The 16,521-nt window shown below is 57.5% G+C and carries 11 protein-coding genes and 3 pseudogenes; 6 read left to right on the top strand and 8 right to left on the bottom strand.

The window, feature by feature from the left end; translation table 11 throughout:
* Positions 1–48: 48 nt before the first annotated feature.
* Entirely contained in the window at positions 49–1,872 is a 1,824-nt protein-coding gene (locus tag ACIO0C_RS03315) for an NAD(P)-binding domain-containing protein (protein ID WP_401307747.1), read from the bottom strand.
* 245 nt (positions 1,873–2,117) lie between these two features.
* Between ACIO0C_RS03315 and ACIO0C_RS03310 the strand changes: the two genes are divergently transcribed.
* Both ACIO0C_RS03310 and ACIO0C_RS03305 read left to right on the top strand, forming a co-directional pair.
* Positions 2,118–4,013, top strand: a complete 1,896-nt coding sequence (locus ACIO0C_RS03310; protein WP_401307744.1) for a sigma-54-dependent Fis family transcriptional regulator — start codon at positions 2,118–2,120, stop codon at positions 4,011–4,013.
* A gap of 576 nt (positions 4,014–4,589) precedes the next feature.
* Positions 4,590–4,721 (top strand): annotated as a pseudogene (locus tag ACIO0C_RS03305) (LysR family transcriptional regulator); the annotation flags it as partial.
* A gap of 61 nt (positions 4,722–4,782) precedes the next feature.
* Here ACIO0C_RS03305 and ACIO0C_RS03300 read toward each other — a convergent pair.
* Positions 4,783–5,664 carry a LysR family transcriptional regulator gene (locus ACIO0C_RS03300; protein WP_401307741.1) on the bottom strand — a complete coding sequence of 294 codons (882 nt, stop codon included), beginning with the start codon at positions 5,662–5,664 and terminating at the stop codon, positions 4,783–4,785.
* 108 nt (positions 5,665–5,772) lie between these two features.
* Between ACIO0C_RS03300 and ACIO0C_RS03295 the strand changes: the two genes are divergently transcribed.
* Positions 5,773–6,774: a zinc-dependent alcohol dehydrogenase family protein gene (locus ACIO0C_RS03295; protein ID WP_401307738.1), complete on the top strand. Its 1,002-nt coding sequence runs from the start codon at positions 5,773–5,775 to the stop codon at positions 6,772–6,774.
* A 315-nt stretch (positions 6,775–7,089) separates the two neighbouring features.
* Here ACIO0C_RS03295 and ACIO0C_RS03290 read toward each other — a convergent pair whose 3' ends face one another.
* The 6 genes and pseudogenes from ACIO0C_RS03290 to ACIO0C_RS03265 form a co-directional block, all read right to left on the bottom strand.
* On the bottom strand, positions 7,090–8,121 hold the full coding sequence (locus ACIO0C_RS03290) for an IS110 family transposase (protein WP_401307735.1): 1,032 nt from the start codon (positions 8,119–8,121) through the stop codon (positions 7,090–7,092).
* Between the two features lie 256 nt (positions 8,122–8,377).
* Positions 8,378–8,587 (bottom strand): annotated as a pseudogene (locus ACIO0C_RS03285) (transposase); the annotation flags it as partial.
* Positions 8,588–9,922: 1,335 nt separating this feature from the next.
* The gene (locus ACIO0C_RS03280) at positions 9,923–11,185 is read right to left on the bottom strand and encodes a flavin-containing monooxygenase (protein WP_401307733.1); all 1,263 of its coding nucleotides are present in this window, start codon (positions 11,183–11,185) and stop codon (positions 9,923–9,925) included.
* Positions 11,186–11,205: 20 nt separating this feature from the next.
* Positions 11,206–11,652: a type II 3-dehydroquinate dehydratase gene (locus tag ACIO0C_RS03275; RefSeq protein ID WP_401307730.1), complete on the bottom strand. Its 447-nt coding sequence runs from the start codon at positions 11,650–11,652 to the stop codon at positions 11,206–11,208.
* 13 nt (positions 11,653–11,665) lie between these two features.
* On the bottom strand, positions 11,666–12,001 hold the full coding sequence (locus ACIO0C_RS03270; protein WP_401307727.1) for a zinc-binding dehydrogenase: 336 nt from the start codon (positions 11,999–12,001) through the stop codon (positions 11,666–11,668).
* 96 nt (positions 12,002–12,097) lie between these two features.
* On the bottom strand, positions 12,098–12,526 hold the full coding sequence (locus tag ACIO0C_RS03265; RefSeq protein WP_401307724.1) for a RidA family protein: 429 nt from the start codon (positions 12,524–12,526) through the stop codon (positions 12,098–12,100).
* A 194-nt stretch (positions 12,527–12,720) separates the two neighbouring features.
* Between ACIO0C_RS03265 and ACIO0C_RS03260 the strand changes: the two are divergent.
* The 3 genes and pseudogenes from ACIO0C_RS03260 to ACIO0C_RS03250 all read left to right on the top strand — a co-directional run.
* Positions 12,721–13,674: pseudogene (locus ACIO0C_RS03260) on the top strand (LysR family transcriptional regulator); the annotation flags it as partial.
* A 392-nt stretch (positions 13,675–14,066) separates the two neighbouring features.
* On the top strand, positions 14,067–15,590 hold the full coding sequence (locus ACIO0C_RS03255; protein WP_401307721.1) for an amino acid ABC transporter permease/ATP-binding protein: 1,524 nt from the start codon (positions 14,067–14,069) through the stop codon (positions 15,588–15,590).
* Positions 15,591–15,625: 35 nt separating this feature from the next.
* Positions 15,626–16,498, top strand: a complete 873-nt coding sequence (locus ACIO0C_RS03250; protein WP_401307718.1) for a phytanoyl-CoA dioxygenase family protein — start codon at positions 15,626–15,628, stop codon at positions 16,496–16,498.
* Positions 16,499–16,521: the final 23 nt, after the last annotated feature.

The following is a 16,521-nucleotide window of genomic DNA, read 5'->3' as shown; positions in this document are numbered from 1 at the left end:
AACGAGAGGGCCAGGATGGCGCCCAACCACGGTTGGGCGCCATTTGACTCAGCCAGTGTGGTGACTCTTGGCAAGGCCGTAGACGGATGTGTTGATGCCTTCGAAACGCGCTTTCAACTGCAGCGCCAGATACAGCGAATAATGCCGTGACTGGTGCAGGTTGCCACCGTGGAACCAGAGGTTTTCCTGCTGGGTTGGCTTCCACATGTTGCGCAGTTCGCCCTCGTTGGGGCCAGGGTCATTCGTGGTTCCAGAACCCAGGCCCCAGCAGCGACCGACCTTGTCAGCGACTTCCTGGGAAATCAGCTTCGCCGCCCAACCATTCATTGAGCCATAGCCCGTGGCGTAGACGATCAGGTCTGCCGGCAGTCGGCTGCCATCGTTGAGCAAGACGGCATCCGCTTCGATGCGTTCGACACCCAGGCCAGGTGCGCTCTTGAGCTTGATGGTGCCGTTAGCGATCAGTTCTGAGGCGCCGACGTCGATGTAGTAACCAGAACCACGGCGTACGTACTTCATGAACAGGCCAGACTCGTCGTCACCGAAATCGAGCATGAAGCCGGCCTTAGCCAAGCGCTCGTAGAAGTCCTTGTCACGCTCCTTGATCGCTTCAAAGATGGGTTGATGAAAGCTTGGCATCACCTTGTAGGGGATCGAGGCGAACAGCATGTCAGCCTTGTCCGTGGTCAAACCCGTCTCCAGGGCGTCTTCAGAGTAGAGCCCGCCGAAGACCAGGTCCATCAAGCTGTCGGAACGCACGATGTGAGTGCTGGAACGTTGCACCATGGTCACCTCGGCGCCGTTCTCCACCAGGTCGGCGCAGATATCGTGAGCGGAATTGTTCGCACCGATAACCACCGCGCGTTTACCGCTCCAAGCGTCTCCCCCGGGATGACGGCTGGAATGATGCTGCTGGCCTTTGAAAACCTCGGCCCCCGGATAAACAGGCACATTGGGTACGCCAGACATGCCGGTGGCGAGGATCAACTGGGCAGGCTGTAAAGTCACACGCTCGCCATCGCGCTGCACTTCAACGTTCCAGGTGCCACTTTGCTCGTCAAAGCTGGCGCTCACGCATTCAGTACGCGGCCAATAATTGAGCTCCATGACTTTGGTGTACATCTCCAGCCAGTCGCCAATCTGGTCTTTCGGGGTGAAGACCGGCCAGTGATCGGGGAAGGGCAGGTAAGGCATGTGGTCGTACCAGACAGGGTCGTGCAGGCACAGCGACTTGTAGCGACCGCGCCACTGATCGCCAGGCCGTTCAGCCTTGTCGACGATCAGGGTTGGCACGCCCATTCGCTTGAGCCGCGCAGCGAGCCCCAGCCCACCCTGGCCGCCGCCGACAATCAGACAGTAAGGTTGAGTGGTGATGCCTAGCGAAGCTTCTTCATCACGACGGCGTTCCAGCCAATTGCGTTTGTCGGCATGGGCGTGACCATGACTGGCACCCATCGGACGACGGCGGCCGCTGGGCTCTTCAAAGCCTTTGAGTTCACGCATGGTCGTCAGCAACGTCCAGCACAGACCGTCCTTCAGGCGCACATAGCCTTTACCTCGCGCGGCGTCGGTTTCCAGGCTGATCCAGCCTTCGAGCACACCGTTATCCAGCTTCGCCTCACCTTCGAGTTTCCATCGCTCAGGACGAGTCTGTTCGAGGCGTGTTTCGAGCATGTCGCCGATGGCAGGCTTGCCTTCCAGGGTCACCAGGTTCCAGCTGAACAGTAACAGGTCACGCCAGTGACACTCGTCGGCAAACAATTGCAGCGTGCCATCCAAATCACGTTGGGCGAGACGCTCGCCGAGGTTTTCGACCCAGGCCGCGAGCTGATCAGTGGGCGTTTGCAGAGGTGTTTCGATAGCGATGTTCATGGGGCTTCTCCCGTTCTTGTTGTTTTTGTAACAACTCGTCCTGGAGCAAAGCCCGGGCCATCTTCCTGAAAGCCTTGTTGCAGAGCGGCTGACGCAGTACTGCGCAGACTCTGGCTCAGATCTATGTCACGAATCCGGGAATGGCGGGTGACAGAGTGTCACTCGGTACAAAAAGCGCTCGCTGCAGTCTTTTCATATAAGCTGCAAACAGACCCGTGTCCTGACCGTACCGGAGAACAAGAACAATGAAGCCGGCCTTGATCAACGCCCATGCACAACAAGTGCTACAAGCCGTGCAGGGCACTATCGCCAGCCACGGCCCTACGGCTGACCTGGCCATCACACGATCCTGGCGCCGATGCCTGGATCAGTATCAGCTCGATCCTGCCAGCCGCCGCGCGCCTAATGTAGTTGAGCATCCACGCTTGCAGGATCACCGCGCGCCACTGGAACACATCATCGCTGTCGCGCATTGGCAGATGGGCAACTTGCACCAACAACTCGGTCGTGACGGCCACGTGGTGCTACTCACCGATGCTCGCGGTGTGGCGATCGACAGTGTGTTCAACGAATCCGAACGCGCGGAGTTCCAGCGTTCCGGGCTGTGGCTCGGTTCGGTATGGAGTGAAGATTGTGAAGGCACCAACGGTGTCGGCACCTGCCTGGTCGAACGACAGCACGTAACCATCCGTCGCGATGAGCATTTCCGTGGCAAGCATGTCGGTCTGACCTGTTCGGCCAGCCCGATATTCGATGCGAGTGGAGAGTTACTGGCCGTGCTCAACCTCTCTTCGGTGAGGGATGACCACAGCCTCCAGCAACACTTCCAGGCCATGGCATTGACCAACCTGTCAGCCAAGTTGATCGAGAACTGTTTTTTCCTGGGGCATGATCCGCAGCGATACCTGCTGCGCTTCCACGCTGAGGCGGGTTTCGTTGGGCTGCTGGGTGAAGGCCTGCTCAGTTTCGACGAGAGTGCCCGTATCTGTTCAATCAATCAGGCTGCGCTGGATCTGCTGGGCCTCAGCCGTGACCACGTGGTTGGGCAATCCCTGACGATGCTGCTGGAAACACCTATCGACCAGGTGATGAGTCAGGCCAGCGCCCAGCCGAGTGTCTGTTGGCCAATGCGCCTGGTGGACGGGCGCCTGCTCTACGGACAGCTGCGAGAGCCCGCGCACCAGGCACCCTTGGCCATTCCCGCAACGCCCATCATCAACGACATGCACGTGTGCCTGGAAGACCCGCGCCTGCAACGCGGTTTTGCTCGCGCATTACGTGTTCTGGAGCGTGACGTTCCGGTGTTTCTACAGGGCGAAACCGGTACCGGCAAAGAAGCTTTTGCGGCGGCGCTGCATCGTGCCAGCGCCAGAGCGAGCCAGCCGTTTGTGGCGATCAATTGCGCGGCCATTCCAGAAACGCTGATCGAGAGCGAGCTGTTCGGCTATCGCGGTGGCAGCTTCACCGGCGCACGCAAGGACGGGATGATCGGCAAGCTCGAGCAGGCCCATGGCGGCATTCTGTTTCTCGATGAAATCGCCGATATGCCACTGGCGTTACAGACTCGCCTGCTGCGTGTGCTGGAAGAACGCCAGGTGGTGCCGCTAGGCGGCGCGACGGCACGTCCCCTCGACGTACGCCTTGTCAGTGCCAGCCACCAGAATCTGCATGCCTGTGTCGCCGATGGGCGCTTTCGTGAAGATCTTTTTTATCGCATTGCCGGGTTCACCGTGAATCTCCCGCCATTGCGCGAACGATCAGACAAAGGCAGTTTGCTCGACCTCCTGCTGCGCGAAGAAACAAAAGGTACAAGGATTCGACTGGAGGCGGGCGTCAGGGAGCGCTTGCTCAAGCAACCGTGGCCGGGCAATGTCCGGCAGCTGCGTACGTGCCTGCGCACGCTGGTGGCGTTGGCGTTGGAGGGGCGTGTCACCCTGGACGACTTGGCAGAGTTACTGCCGGCAGCGCCAGCGACAGCCGCGTTGGCCGAAAATCCGCTAGGCGTCTGCGAACGGCAGACGCTGGTGACATTGATTGAGGCTGAACACTGGCATATCGCTCGTGTTGCCGCGCGCCTGGGGATTAGCCGAAATACGCTTTATCGCAAACTGCGCCAACACGGTATTTCTCGACCTGGTTGATCTCAAAAATTGAGGTGTGAATTTGGAAAGGATGCTCATCAAATTCTCTACCATGCAAAGACAGTTCGACGAGTGAAATCTACGCGGGATGTGCGGGCAATTGCGCGGTGGCTAGCCGTTGCGATTACCTGGCTGCGCAGAGGCCTAAAGAATTGTCGGATCTCATCAGCAAGAATTTCGGGCTGCTCCAATGCTGCGAAATGACCTCTCCGCGCCATAGGCTCCCAACGCTGGACATCGAACACACGTTCACCCCTGCTGCGTTGCTGAGAGCTTCGATTTTGGAAGTCCTGTTCTTCCTGACTCATAACGCTTTGGCCTACCTCCAAAGGAGGCCTGAAGCTTCCCGGGATGTAGTTGAGATGGGCAGCGATTAAATGGGGGCCGTGGTTACGAGCGAGCCACATCGACACGCCGGCACCAATATCTCCTCCTTGGGCTCCAAATCGGTTGTAGCCCAGTTCCCCCATCAACGATGCCCACAGACCTGCGATCTGCTTCGAGCTGGTGCCGATTCTGGTCGGGGCAGGGGAGCAGCCTTAGCCGGGTAACGATGGCACAACTACGTCAAAGGCCAACTCGCCGACCGAGCTGGAGCTGGCGGTCATCGACGGGCAACTGAATCTGGCAATCTCCTATTTCAGTCGGCCATTGCCGACCCTGGCCTATCAGCCGTTGTACAAAGAGCACATCGGTATTTTCTGCGGGCAAAGCTGACGCTCGACATACGCCTGGTGGCCTATAGCTGACGGTGGATCACGAGGCGGTTTTACGATAAGTGCTCGCGCAGAAAATCGATGAGTGCCATCGTCCGCGCTGAACGTCGCCGCTCACGACTGATCACAGCGCTCACAGGCAGTGCGGTGGTCTGATAATCGTCGAGCACGATACGAACGTTGCCCTGTTCGACGTCAGCTGCGAACAGCCATTCTGGAGAAAGGGAAATACCCAAGCCGCAGAGAACCATTTCACGGATGGCCTCGCTGCTATTGCTGGTGACGTTACCTTTGATGGCTACATCGAGCTCTTGCGCAATGTGCGTGAAATGCCAAATGTCGTAATGCTCCAGCAATGTGAAACCGATGCAGTTGTGGCCTGTCAGCTCATGGGGCTCGCGTGGCAGGCCGTGTCGATCCAGATAGCTGGGCGCGGCATAGACCCGCCGCGTGCTGGTACCCAGTGGCACTGCCACCAATCCCTCGCTCTTCACCACGCCGATCCGGATAGCCAGGTCTATATTTTCCTTGAGCAGGTCTTCGTTGTGATCGCTCAGCCGCAGGTCAATCCGGACATCTGGATGGCGCTGCAGGAAAGGCCCTATTAGCGGTGCTATGCACAATCTCCCATAGCTGACCGGGGCGGCGACTCGCAGAGGGCCGGCGATCTGCTCCTGACCGCTGGTGAAGCTGCGCGTGGCGGTTTCGAGGTGGCCGAGAATTTCCTGGCAGTGGCTGTAGAAGCGTTGCCCTTGGTCGGTCAGGGCCAGGAACCGGGTGCTGCGGACGAACAATGGCCCGCCCAGATACTGCTCCAGAGCGCGCACCTGCTTGCTTACTGCCGGCTGGCCCATGTTCAGCTCGCGAGCAACTGCAGAAAACGACCCGCGCTCCACGACGCGTACAAAAATGTGCATGCTGTCGAACAAGTCCATCGTCGTTTAGGTCTCTTTGTGGAATAAGTCATATGTCCATTTAGTTTCTTATCGGAATGAGGAAAGCGCGGCAATCTGTAGGTGTCAACTCAATCAGAGGTACCCGTCATGAATCACACCATGCTCGCCGCTGTCGCCGAATCCGCTCAGGCCCCTCTGGCTGTCCGCCAAATCGATCGCCCTGTCCCCGGTCAGGGCCAGGTACTGGTCAGGGTTAACGCCGCAGGGGTCAATCCACTCGACACCAAAATCGCTGCCGGCGCGGGGGCTCACGCCCGCCAAGCCCTGCCGGCAGTGCTCGGCCTTGACCTCGCCGGTACGGTCGTCGAACTGGGCGAAGCGGTCGAGGGTTTCACCGTAGGCCAGGAAGTCTTCGGCATGCCCGGCGGGATCGGTGGTGCCCAAGGCACTATGGCCGAATACATTGCCGTGGATGCCCGGCTGATCGCTACCAAGCCGCACACTCTCGACATGCGTGAGGCGGCTGCATTGCCTTTGGTGTTCATTACCGCATGGGAAGGTTTGGTAGATCGTGCCAATGTCCGTGCCGGTCAGCGTGTGCTGATTCATGGCGGCGCAGGTGGGGTCGGCCAGGTGGCTGTGCAACTGGCCAAGGCTCGCGGTGCCGACGTCTACGCCACCGGTTCGGCGGCGAGTCTCGACTTCATTCGCTCGCTGGGGGCTACGGCCATCGACTATCAGGCACAGAGCGTAGAGGACTATGTCGAGCACTATACGGCGGGTGAAGGTTTCGACATCGTCTACGACACCGTAGGCGGCAGCACGCTGGATGCGTCATTCAAGGCCGTGAAGCCTTATACCGGGCACGTGCTGAGCTGCCTGGGTTGGGGGCAGCACAGCCTGGCGCCGTTGTCGTTTAAAAGTGCAACCTACTCGGGTGTATTCACCCTGGCGCCGTTGCTCACCGGCAAAGGACGCGAACACCACGGCGCTATCCTGCGCGAGGCCGCCGCGTTGGCCAATGCCGGTCAACTGACGATCCGAGTGGATCAACAGCACTTTGAGCTGCCAGAAGTCAACGAGGCATTTCGCCAGGTCGCGGAGGGCCGCGGCAAGGGCAAGACGGTAATCCAATTGGTGAGTGAATAATCCTTGGTGTCCTTAGGCGCGAACAGTACAACGGCCGGAAGCGTCCGTATATGGACTCCTCCTCGTTGGGAAGCTTCCTTCGCTTTGGCGCCCGTGCCGACTGCACACGTATATTCGGCCTCTGGATACAGCATCGTTTCGATGCAGGGCCATGATGGGCTATTCGCGCGCCGGCTCCCAATCGCTTCTACGTGCTTCGCGCACCTGGACACTTGAGGGGTTTGCCGACGCCGGTTCGACCGGTTTGCCATCGTTCGGGTTGCTTCGCAATCGTGGTAGGCAGTTTTTTACTCGTTGGCGTAATAGGTTCGTGGATCAGGCTGCGGCCTTGTCAGGTTGGTAATCAGTGTCGTTGCGCAGCATCGCCCAAGCCATGCGTGCAGTTTTGTTGGCCAGCGCGATAGCGGCCACATTGGGATGTGATCGCTCGGCCAAACGGACGGCCCACTGGCTGAGCCGGTCATTTTTGGATTTGGCCGTGCGTAGTGCCGATCGAGCACCATGGACCATCAACGTTCGCAAATAGGCATCTCCTCGTTTGCTGATGCCAAGTAATCGGTCCTTTCCGCCAGAACTGTGTTGTCTGGGTGTCAGCCCTAGTGAGGCCGCCAGTTGTCGGCCATTGGCAAACTGGCGGGCATCACCGATAGCGGCGATGAGCGCGGTAGCGATCATTGGGCCTACACCGCGTAACTGCTGCAAGCGGACGGCCGTTGGTTCACTTGCCGCGATTGCAGATATCTCGCCATTGAGTTCGCTCACGCGCTCGTCAAGTGCGCGTAGGTCGTCCCACAAGCCATTCAGCAGACGACGAAAGCGTGCCGTCAAACCGTTATCTGCATCTTCCAGCCAGCAAGGTATTGCGCGACGCAGCATCAGTAATTCCTTCGGCGCAACGAGGCCGTACTCGGCGATCAGCCCACGAATCTGATTGGCTTTGGCCGTGCGCTGTTCGATTAAGCCGGCCCGGATGCGATGCGTCGCCTGGATATCCTGTTGTTCGATGGTCTTGACGGCGACGAAGCGCATGCTGGGGCGGCTCATGGCTTCGCAGATCGCCTCGGCATCGTTGGCGTCGTTCTTGTTGCTCTTGACGTACGGTTTGACGAACTGCGGCGCGATCAGCTTCACCCGAAATCCGCGTGCTTGGAGTTGCCGCGCCCAATGGTGCGCACCACCGCAACTTTCCATGCCGATCTCACAGCCGGGTTCGATCTTTTCCAGCACCGTTTGCAGCCAGCGATCGCGCGATAAACGCTGCCGCCAGACGGGTAGCTCATGACAATCCACGCCGTGGATCTGAAACACGTTCTTGGCCAGGTCGACCCCAATTCGCATAAGCTTCATGTGTGGACTCCTTCTCACCGTTGACTGTGGTTCGCACTTTCAGTCTGGCACTCAAGATGCCGAAGTGAGGAGGAGTCCATCCCATTGCTTCTGGCCGATTCTGTTTAAAAAAGTCGGATTTTCCGCTTGCCTGAGCTCACGCACGATCACCACCGCAGAACCTACTCACCACATCGAGTGGTTTTTCGGCTCTTCGTTGATCTTTGCTGCTCAATTAGTGGATTAATTTGAGGTTTTTTGCTTAATACAGGCGCACCTATCCCGTGACCAGTGGACCTTGAGAGGTAAATTTGGCCAGCCGTCGCAGGTTCTGCACCGCAGCGGCCAGCGTGAACTCATCGGTCGCATCGCTCATGCCACGTAGTCGCAAACGATCCAGTTTCAGGATGCGTTTGAGATGGGCAAACAACATTTCGACCTTTTTACGCTCGTGGCGCGAGCGCACGTACTCCGGCGTCGCTGCGATGAACCATGGGAGGCCAGGAAGCCGATTGGCGCCAGCTCGTGCCGAAGAAAAACTCAACGTCGTGTCCGGGATTAGTTGACCACTACATTGATCATTTATAAGGGGGGAGGGCATGTTGAATTGCATCGAGTTCGTCCCAGGGACGCGTCCTCGAAAAAGCCGATTTCGAACAGGTGGAGTGATGGGGGAAATCGTTTTCCCTATCGAGTTCAGATTGCGTCGCCAGACATGACTTGCAAGTGAGGATAGCCCGCGAAAGGCTCCAGGTTTCGTGCCAGGCGATAAGTCTTTCCGAAGGAGACATGGCAATCAAAAGTTCGACACAGTTTTTACAATTCTAGATTTCTGTATAGCTTTTGGCGAGCTATATATATTTTTCATTCCCTGCATTGCGATGTGATGACGCGCGTCTGTCAGATGAGAACACCAAGCCTCCAACCGAACTGACGACCTATCGATCCAACAGAGATGCCAACAATGCACTCATACCGCGTCAACGCGAGCCCTCCCAATAAACTCGTTCGCACGCGTAACAGTGCAGGTAGTGTAAAGACCGGCAACGCTTAAAGTGAACTTGTTAACGATAACGCACTGGCGGCCCACGACGATTGATCGCGTATAGGCATCCAGCTAGCAACACCGACGTGCATACCGCAACCAGCAAGGAAGGCTTATTCTCAGCATTGCGCCAGCCACCTTCGACTCGACGTTGGCCGGTTGGCAGCTCGAACAGGTTGCCGGACGATATCGCCGAATTTGCACTTTGTTCCAAGCCCAGTCGAGTCAGCCACCCTGATAATCGGGAGAAACCCGGCGTCAGGAAATGTGCTAAGCGGGCCTTGGACGTAGCGCACAGGCGACCATTGCCTGGGCAACGAAATGAGGATCATAGAGGAGTGGCGGTGGCTTAAGTGCATGACCGGTGCAATTACCGGCATCGCGAAATCCAGGGGTATCCACGACCGCTGGGTAGATGTCGCACAGATGAATGTCCGGGTACTGGTGTTGCGATACCGTTCTCCACAGCCTGCCATGATTGATTCAAGTAATTTAGTGAAAGTGACGCGGGTAACCAGGCTCACGCGCAACACCTGTGGGCAGCTACACGCCGTACCTTAATCCCGGCCCGTGGCGGATTCCCTACCATCACCATGCGGTGCTCGATTACTGGAGATCTCTAATGGCCAGGAAATAGAGGAACAGGCGGACGTCTGACCATCTATAGCGACGGTCGATGCAGACCGTCGTTATCCTAGCAAGAGCTGCCCGCTTCATCCGGTTCTGATGGTGTAAATACCGCGGAGAAAGGGGCGGAAAATAGGCGATTTCAGCCATTCACTCAATGTCTGAAGGCTTGCTATACGCCATGTACTCATTCTGCAACACGATATGATCCGCTAAATACTTCGCATCATGCCAAACCCCATAGATAAACGACGACGCACGATTCACTAGGTTCGGCAAACCTAAAAAGTAAATCCCGCTCTGCGCCGAGATACCGCGTTTATGAAACGGCTCGCCTTTGTCATCAAAAGCATTCACCTTCAACCAACTGAAATCAAAAAGAAACCCGGTGGCCCATAGGATAGTGGTGACGCCAGCTTCAGCCAGATCTAGGGTCAGGGTCGGGTTTGTCAAACATGTCGGGTCTGGTAGGAGTTTCCAGGCTTCAGGTTCTCTAGGAAACGGCAGTCCGTTCTGTTCAATATAAGCATCCGCCTCACGCAACACATCAAAGTAGGCGCGGTCACCTTCAGCCACGTTGGCGGCCAAGCCTGGTTCAAAGGTCATCACGCCTTCGTGCCAGTTCTTGGTAACGCCCACTAGGGTGATGCCCATTTGAGCTAGGCGGCGAAAGTCGACTGTCTTACCGCCCTCGTAGCCACTGACTGCAAAGGCTACATGCTTTTTCTTGGGCTGAATTTTGACTTCATCCCACAGGCCCAACGCGCCGAGCCACCAGCAGTAGTCGCGGCCGCGATAGGCTCGGGGAGGGCGATAGTGCTCACCGACTGAGAGATATACGGTCTTGCCTGCCTTTCGCAGTTCTTCAGCAATTTGCGAGCCGGACGCGCCAGCGCCTACGACCAGTACAGCACCTTCGGCTAATTGAGCAGGATTCTTGTAGGCTGAGGAATGAAGTTGTTGAACCTTGGCGGTTGCAGGGACGATGTTCGGAATGGAAGGACGTTGGAAGGGGCCCGTCGCAGCTACCACATTAGCAGCATCGATGACGCCGGCGGAGGTGGTTACCTTAAACCCGGGGCGCCCTGCATGACGCTCCACTTGCTGCACTTCTACACCCGTGCGCACAGGTGCTTTTAACTTGTCGACATACGCTTCGAAGTAGTCAGCCATACGCTCCTTCGGTGGAAAGCTCTCGGGGGAAATGCCATCGAATTTCAACCCGGGAAACCGGTCATGCCAAGCCGGGCCGTTGGCGACCAGTGAATCCCAGCGCTCCGAACGCCAGCGCTCAGCAATGCGGTTTCGCTCCAGCACAATGTGCGGTACGCCCATAAGGGCAAGATGCTCACTCATGGCGACGCCCGCTTGGCCTGCGCCGACTACGACGGTGTTGATTTTTTCCACTGACATAGGAGATTCCTGAAAAGTAATTACGCGTTTTGAACCAGCAATTCGGCCACTGCCGTCAGTGCTAGTTGATAGCCCAGCGCCCCCAACCCAGCGATGACACCGGTGGCGGCCTTGGACACATAGGATTGATGCCGAAAGCTTTCTCGCCTCCAGATGTTGCTTATATGCACTTCGACGATCGGGCCTTCGAAGGTCAGCAGCGCATCGAGGATCGGCACCGAGGTGTATGTCAGCCCTGCGGCGTTGATCACAATGGCGTCGGCGCTCAGTCGCGCCTCCTGAATCCAGTCCACAAGCGCGCCTTCATGATTGCTCTGGCGGAAGTCGAGGGTCAGTCCGAGCTCAAGAGCGAGGCATTGGCATCTCGCTTCGATACTGGCGAAGCCTTGGCAGCCGTAGATACCGCTCTTGTCCAGCCCGTAGAGGTTGGCATTGGGCCCGTTCAGGAAAAACACGGTGTGGGACATGGGGCGCTCCAGATTATTCAGCGACGGTTAGCATGACTTTGCCGACGTTAGCGTTGGCTTCCAGGAGGTGATGGGCCTCGGCCGCCTGACTGAGTGGTAACCGCGCATGAATCTGTGGAGTTACCAGGCCGGACGCTAACCAGGGCAATACGCGGGAGCGGATGCACACCGCGAGCCGGGCTTTTTCGGCGTTACTCTTGGGGCGCAAGGTTGACGAGGTGAGGCTCTGGCTTTTGCGCATCAATACCTGCAAGTCCAACTCAATCTTCGCCCCTTGCAGGAATGACAAACTGACGTGACGCCCACCTATTGCCATGACGGCGAGGTTGCGCACCACAGGCCGCGACACGTATCAGTACTTCTCCCGCCTGCGGTATCGGCACCGGACGCTGCACCATCTGCAGTACCTCCGGCCCGCCAGGCTCACGGGCAATCACTTCACTCATCATTGCGCAGTTCTCCAGTCATCAGGAACAACGGCGATTACATCGATCTCCATCAACCATTCCGGCTGACCCAGCCCGGATATCACCAGGCCGGTGGAGATCGGGAACACGCCCTTAAGCCATTTCCCGACCTCCTGGTACACCGGCTCGCGGTAACGTGGGTCGATCAGGTAGGTGGTTGTCTTGACGATATGTGACAGGTCGGAGCCCGCCTCCTCAAGCAGTTGCTTGACGTTTTTCATCGCCTGTTCAGCTTGGGCGCGTGGGTCGCCGAGGCCGACCAAGTTACCGTCGAAATCAGTGCCAATTTGGCCGCGTACATAAATGGTGTTGCCGGCGCGTACGGCTTGGCACAGGTCGTTGTCCAGAGCCTGGTTAGGGTAGGTCTGCTTGGTATTGAACATGCGGATACGGTGGTGAGTGGGCATGGCGAGCGACTCGTCAGAAGCGGGATGCAACCAGCTTCACATCGCCCTTTGCCTGACGAAACCAGCATTTTCTCAGGTAGTGCTTAGGAAAAACCGAAGCCTTCCACTGTATTGGCTGGGGGTGTGTCCGCGCATTAACCCGGCACGAACCATGCAGTGCTGTGTTCGTATGTCATTGTAGAGGTGGAGGCATCATGCTCAGTCGTATTACTCAGCGCCAACTGGAATATTTTGTCGCGTCGGGGGAGGCCGGCAGCATCAGTGCAGCCGCTGAACGCATTCATGTGTCGTCACCCTCCATTTCGGCGGCGATTACCCACATGGAGGCGGAGTTGGGAATTCAGTTATTTATTCGGCATCACGCCCAGGGCATTTCCCTGACAGCCGTCGGGCGCCAGGTGATGCAAGAGGCCAAGCTGATTCTCGAGCAGATGACCAATCTCTACACCATTGCCTCGGAATCGCTGAACGCTGTACGCGGGCCGCTGCGGGTCGGGTGCCTGGAGTCGCTGGCGGCGATGATCACCCCCGAACTGGTGTTTGGTTTTGGGAGGGCGTTTCCCGGGGTTCGGCTTACCCAGACAGAAGGCAATCACGAGGAACTATTGGAAAAACTGCGCAGTGGCGAGCTGGATATCGCCCTGACCTATGACCTGGTGACCAGCCCAGATATCGACTTTCAACCCTTGGCGCACCTTCCTCCGTATGTGATGGTGGGCGAGTATCACCCGTTGGCGGGCTTGTCCGCGGTCAGTATGCAAGATCTTGAAGCCTACCCAATGGTGCTGCTCGACACGCCTTGGAGCCGTGACTATTTCCTCAGTCTATTTATGTATGCGGGTACCACGCCCAACATCATCATGCGTTCCACCAACCTTGAGACGGTGCGTGCCATGGTGGGCAATGGCGTTGGCTATTCCTTCGCGAATGCCCGACCAAAATCCAACGTGTCCCAGGATGGGAAACGCGTGATCCGACTACGTCTGGCGGGTTCTCACCGGCCCATGAGGTTAGGTTACGCCACGGCGAGTAACACCCAGCTGTCCCGTGTGGTTTCGGTGTTTGCCGAGCGTTGCCGCATGTTCGTGTCCGACCAATACATTCCCGGCATGGCCCCACCAAGTTTTTTCGACCCTCATGCGGTGCGCGACGGAAGGCCCGAGCCTGATGAGTCGATGGAACTTGCCCCCGCTGCAGCGATAAGCGCTCCCAAAAAACTGGGGCGGCTTCGTAGCCTGACGTAGCAAGTTCCCTCGTCACAACAAACGTCCTCCAATACAAACCGGAGGCATGATGTTTTTGCACTGGAATGTAGCACGCAGCACTGAGAATTCAGTCGCGCCCCATTTCGAGGCGCGCCCGTTTTCAACGTCCACAGTTTATCGAGGGGCAGTTGAGGCTGCGTAGGTTCTCCCTACTCAATAGGCCGGCTTTTACGAATTGACCACACGTGCCTCTCCACACGACTCTCAACCCATCGATGCAGATCAACGTTCCACGTTTGATAGGCCATTCCTTTTTTTTGCAGGGCACAGCGACGATGACATTCGACTGGAACTACATGTTTGGTTTGCTCGGCGATGCCGAGTTTTGGCGTGCGACATGGACAGTGATCAAGCTGAGTACCTTGACTTGGGTCTTGAGCATTGCCTTGGGCTTTCTGCTAGCACTCGCCAAGCAATCCAAGCACGGGCTGCTCAGCAAGCCGGCCCGCGGTTACATATGGTTGTTCCGTAGTCTTCCGCTGCTGGTGTTGCTGATCTTTATCTACAACTTGCCCCAGGCGTTTCCCTCCACCTCGACGTTTCTGGCGGATCCGTTCTGGTCAGGCCTGTTGGCTCTGGTTATCTGCGAAACCGCGTATGTCGCCGAGATTCATCGCGGTGGTTTGCTTTCGATCCCGAAAGGACAGGGCGAAGCGGCGAGGGCGCTGGGGTTAAAGTTTTTCGGTACCCAGTGGCGCGTGGTGATTCCCCAAGCGCTGCGGGTGGCGCTGCCGTCGCTGGCCAACGAATACATCTCCATCGTCAAGCTCACTTCACTGGTGTCGGTGATCTCACTCACCGAGATTCTGATGGTTGGTCAGCGGCTGTATTCGCAAAATTTCCTGGTCATCGAGACCATGGCGGCGGTGGCGTTCTACTACGTACTTATCGTCACCGTGTTCGACTTCCTGTTAAAACGCCTGGAGCGCTTTCTCGACGTCAATCAGCGCAATGTGTCTCGGATTCCCGATGCGCAGGTGCTAGCCCTTGCAACGCAACAGCGTACTGCGTTGCAACGCTCGTCGAACATCGAGGCAGAGGCCCCGGCGCTGAACGCCACCCGGCTTCACAAAGCCTACAACGACATTGAAGTGCTGGGGGCGGTCAACCTGCAGATCCAGCCGGGTGAAGTGGTGTCGGTGATAGGGCCTTCCGGATCCGGTAAAACCACACTGATCCGCTTGCTCAACGGCCTTGAAGAGCTGGACAACGGTGAGATCAAGATTAACGACCAGCCGTTCATTCACTTGAATAAAGTTGGTGTGCAAAAACCTCAATACATTGAGCACTCAGAGCATCGTCTGAAAATCGGCATGGTGTTTCAGAGTTTCAATCTGTTTCCGCACCTGAGCGTGCTCGACAACCTGCTGATGGCTCCGCGTTACCACCGCCTCGGTCGTACTGATGAGCTCAAGCAACAGGCCTATGCGCTGCTACACAAGGTGGGCATGCTCGACCATGCCTGGAAATATCCGCATCAGCTTTCCGGCGGCCAACAGCAACGCGTGGCCATCGCCCGTGCGCTGATGATGCGTCCGCAAATCATGCTGTTCGACGAGCCCACCTCGGCCCTTGATCCGGAAAAAGTCAACGAAGTGCTACAGGTCATTGAAGCTCTGGCCCAGGAAGGCATCACGATGGTGATCGTCACCCACGAAATGAATTTCGCGTTCAAGGTCTCCGATCGAATCGTATTTATGGAGAAGGGGCGTGTGGTCTGTGATGACACGCCTGAATTTTTGCGCAGCGGCCAGAACCCACGCGTCGAGGCATTCCTCAAGGATGTCTCACTGGCGTGACCCCTTAACGTTCGAGGTACAAGAAGGAAAACAGCATGATCGAGCAATCGCAATTAGAGCAGTTCCAGCGCGACGGGTTTTTGGTAGTGCAAGACGTGCTTTCCATGGACGAAGTGGCTGCACTTCAGCACGACTTCGACCAGTGGGTAGAAGAGAGCCGTGGTCATGACCAAGGCTGGGGCGCAACCGTGGATGGCCGCGCGCGTTTCGATCTGGAAGGCGACCACCGCCCTGATCATCCGTCATTGCGCCGGGTGAGTTCGCCCACCGAAATCTCCCCGGCGTATCAGCGCGTGGCGTTGCATTCGCGTATGGCGGCTATTTCCGCGCAGTTGATCGGCGGCCATGGCGCGCGCTTCCATCACAGCAAGATCAACTCGAAGCTGCCGCACACTGCGACTCAGGTGAAGTGGCACCAGGACTTTCTGTTCACGCCCCACAGCAACGACGACATCGTCACAGCCTTGCTGATGGTCAGCGAAGTGACCCCAGAAAACGGCCCGTTGAACGTGATCCCCGGCAGCCATAAAGGCCCGTTGTGGTCGCACTGGCAGAACCAGCGCTTCACCGGCTCGGTGGACGATGCGGTAGTCGAGGAACGCTGCCAGCAACCGGTGGCCTGTTACGGCCCGGCCGGTTCCGTTTGCTTCATGCACACCCGTCTTCTGCATGCTTCCAGCCCTAACGAGACCGAACTCCCGCGCACCCTCTTCATCAGCGTATACGCCGCTGAAGACGCGCTGCCATTCGGCGAAAACCCGTTGCCCAGTGCACACGCCGGCCTGTTGGTGGCAGGTGAAGAAAGTGGCTTGGTGCGTTCAACGGACAACCAGCTGCGTTTACCGCAGAAACCCCATGGCGCGTCTTTCTTTGTGCAACAAGCCGGACAAGATTGCGCCACCGCCTAACCTCCTAAAATCCTTGCAGGTAT

This window comes from Pseudomonas sp. NPDC087336 (assembly GCF_044744285.1).
Taxonomy (GTDB): Bacteria; Pseudomonadota; Gammaproteobacteria; order Pseudomonadales; family Pseudomonadaceae; genus Aquipseudomonas.
Note: the sequence above shows the minus strand (reverse complement) of the source record. Positions and strands in the feature narration are given on the sequence as shown.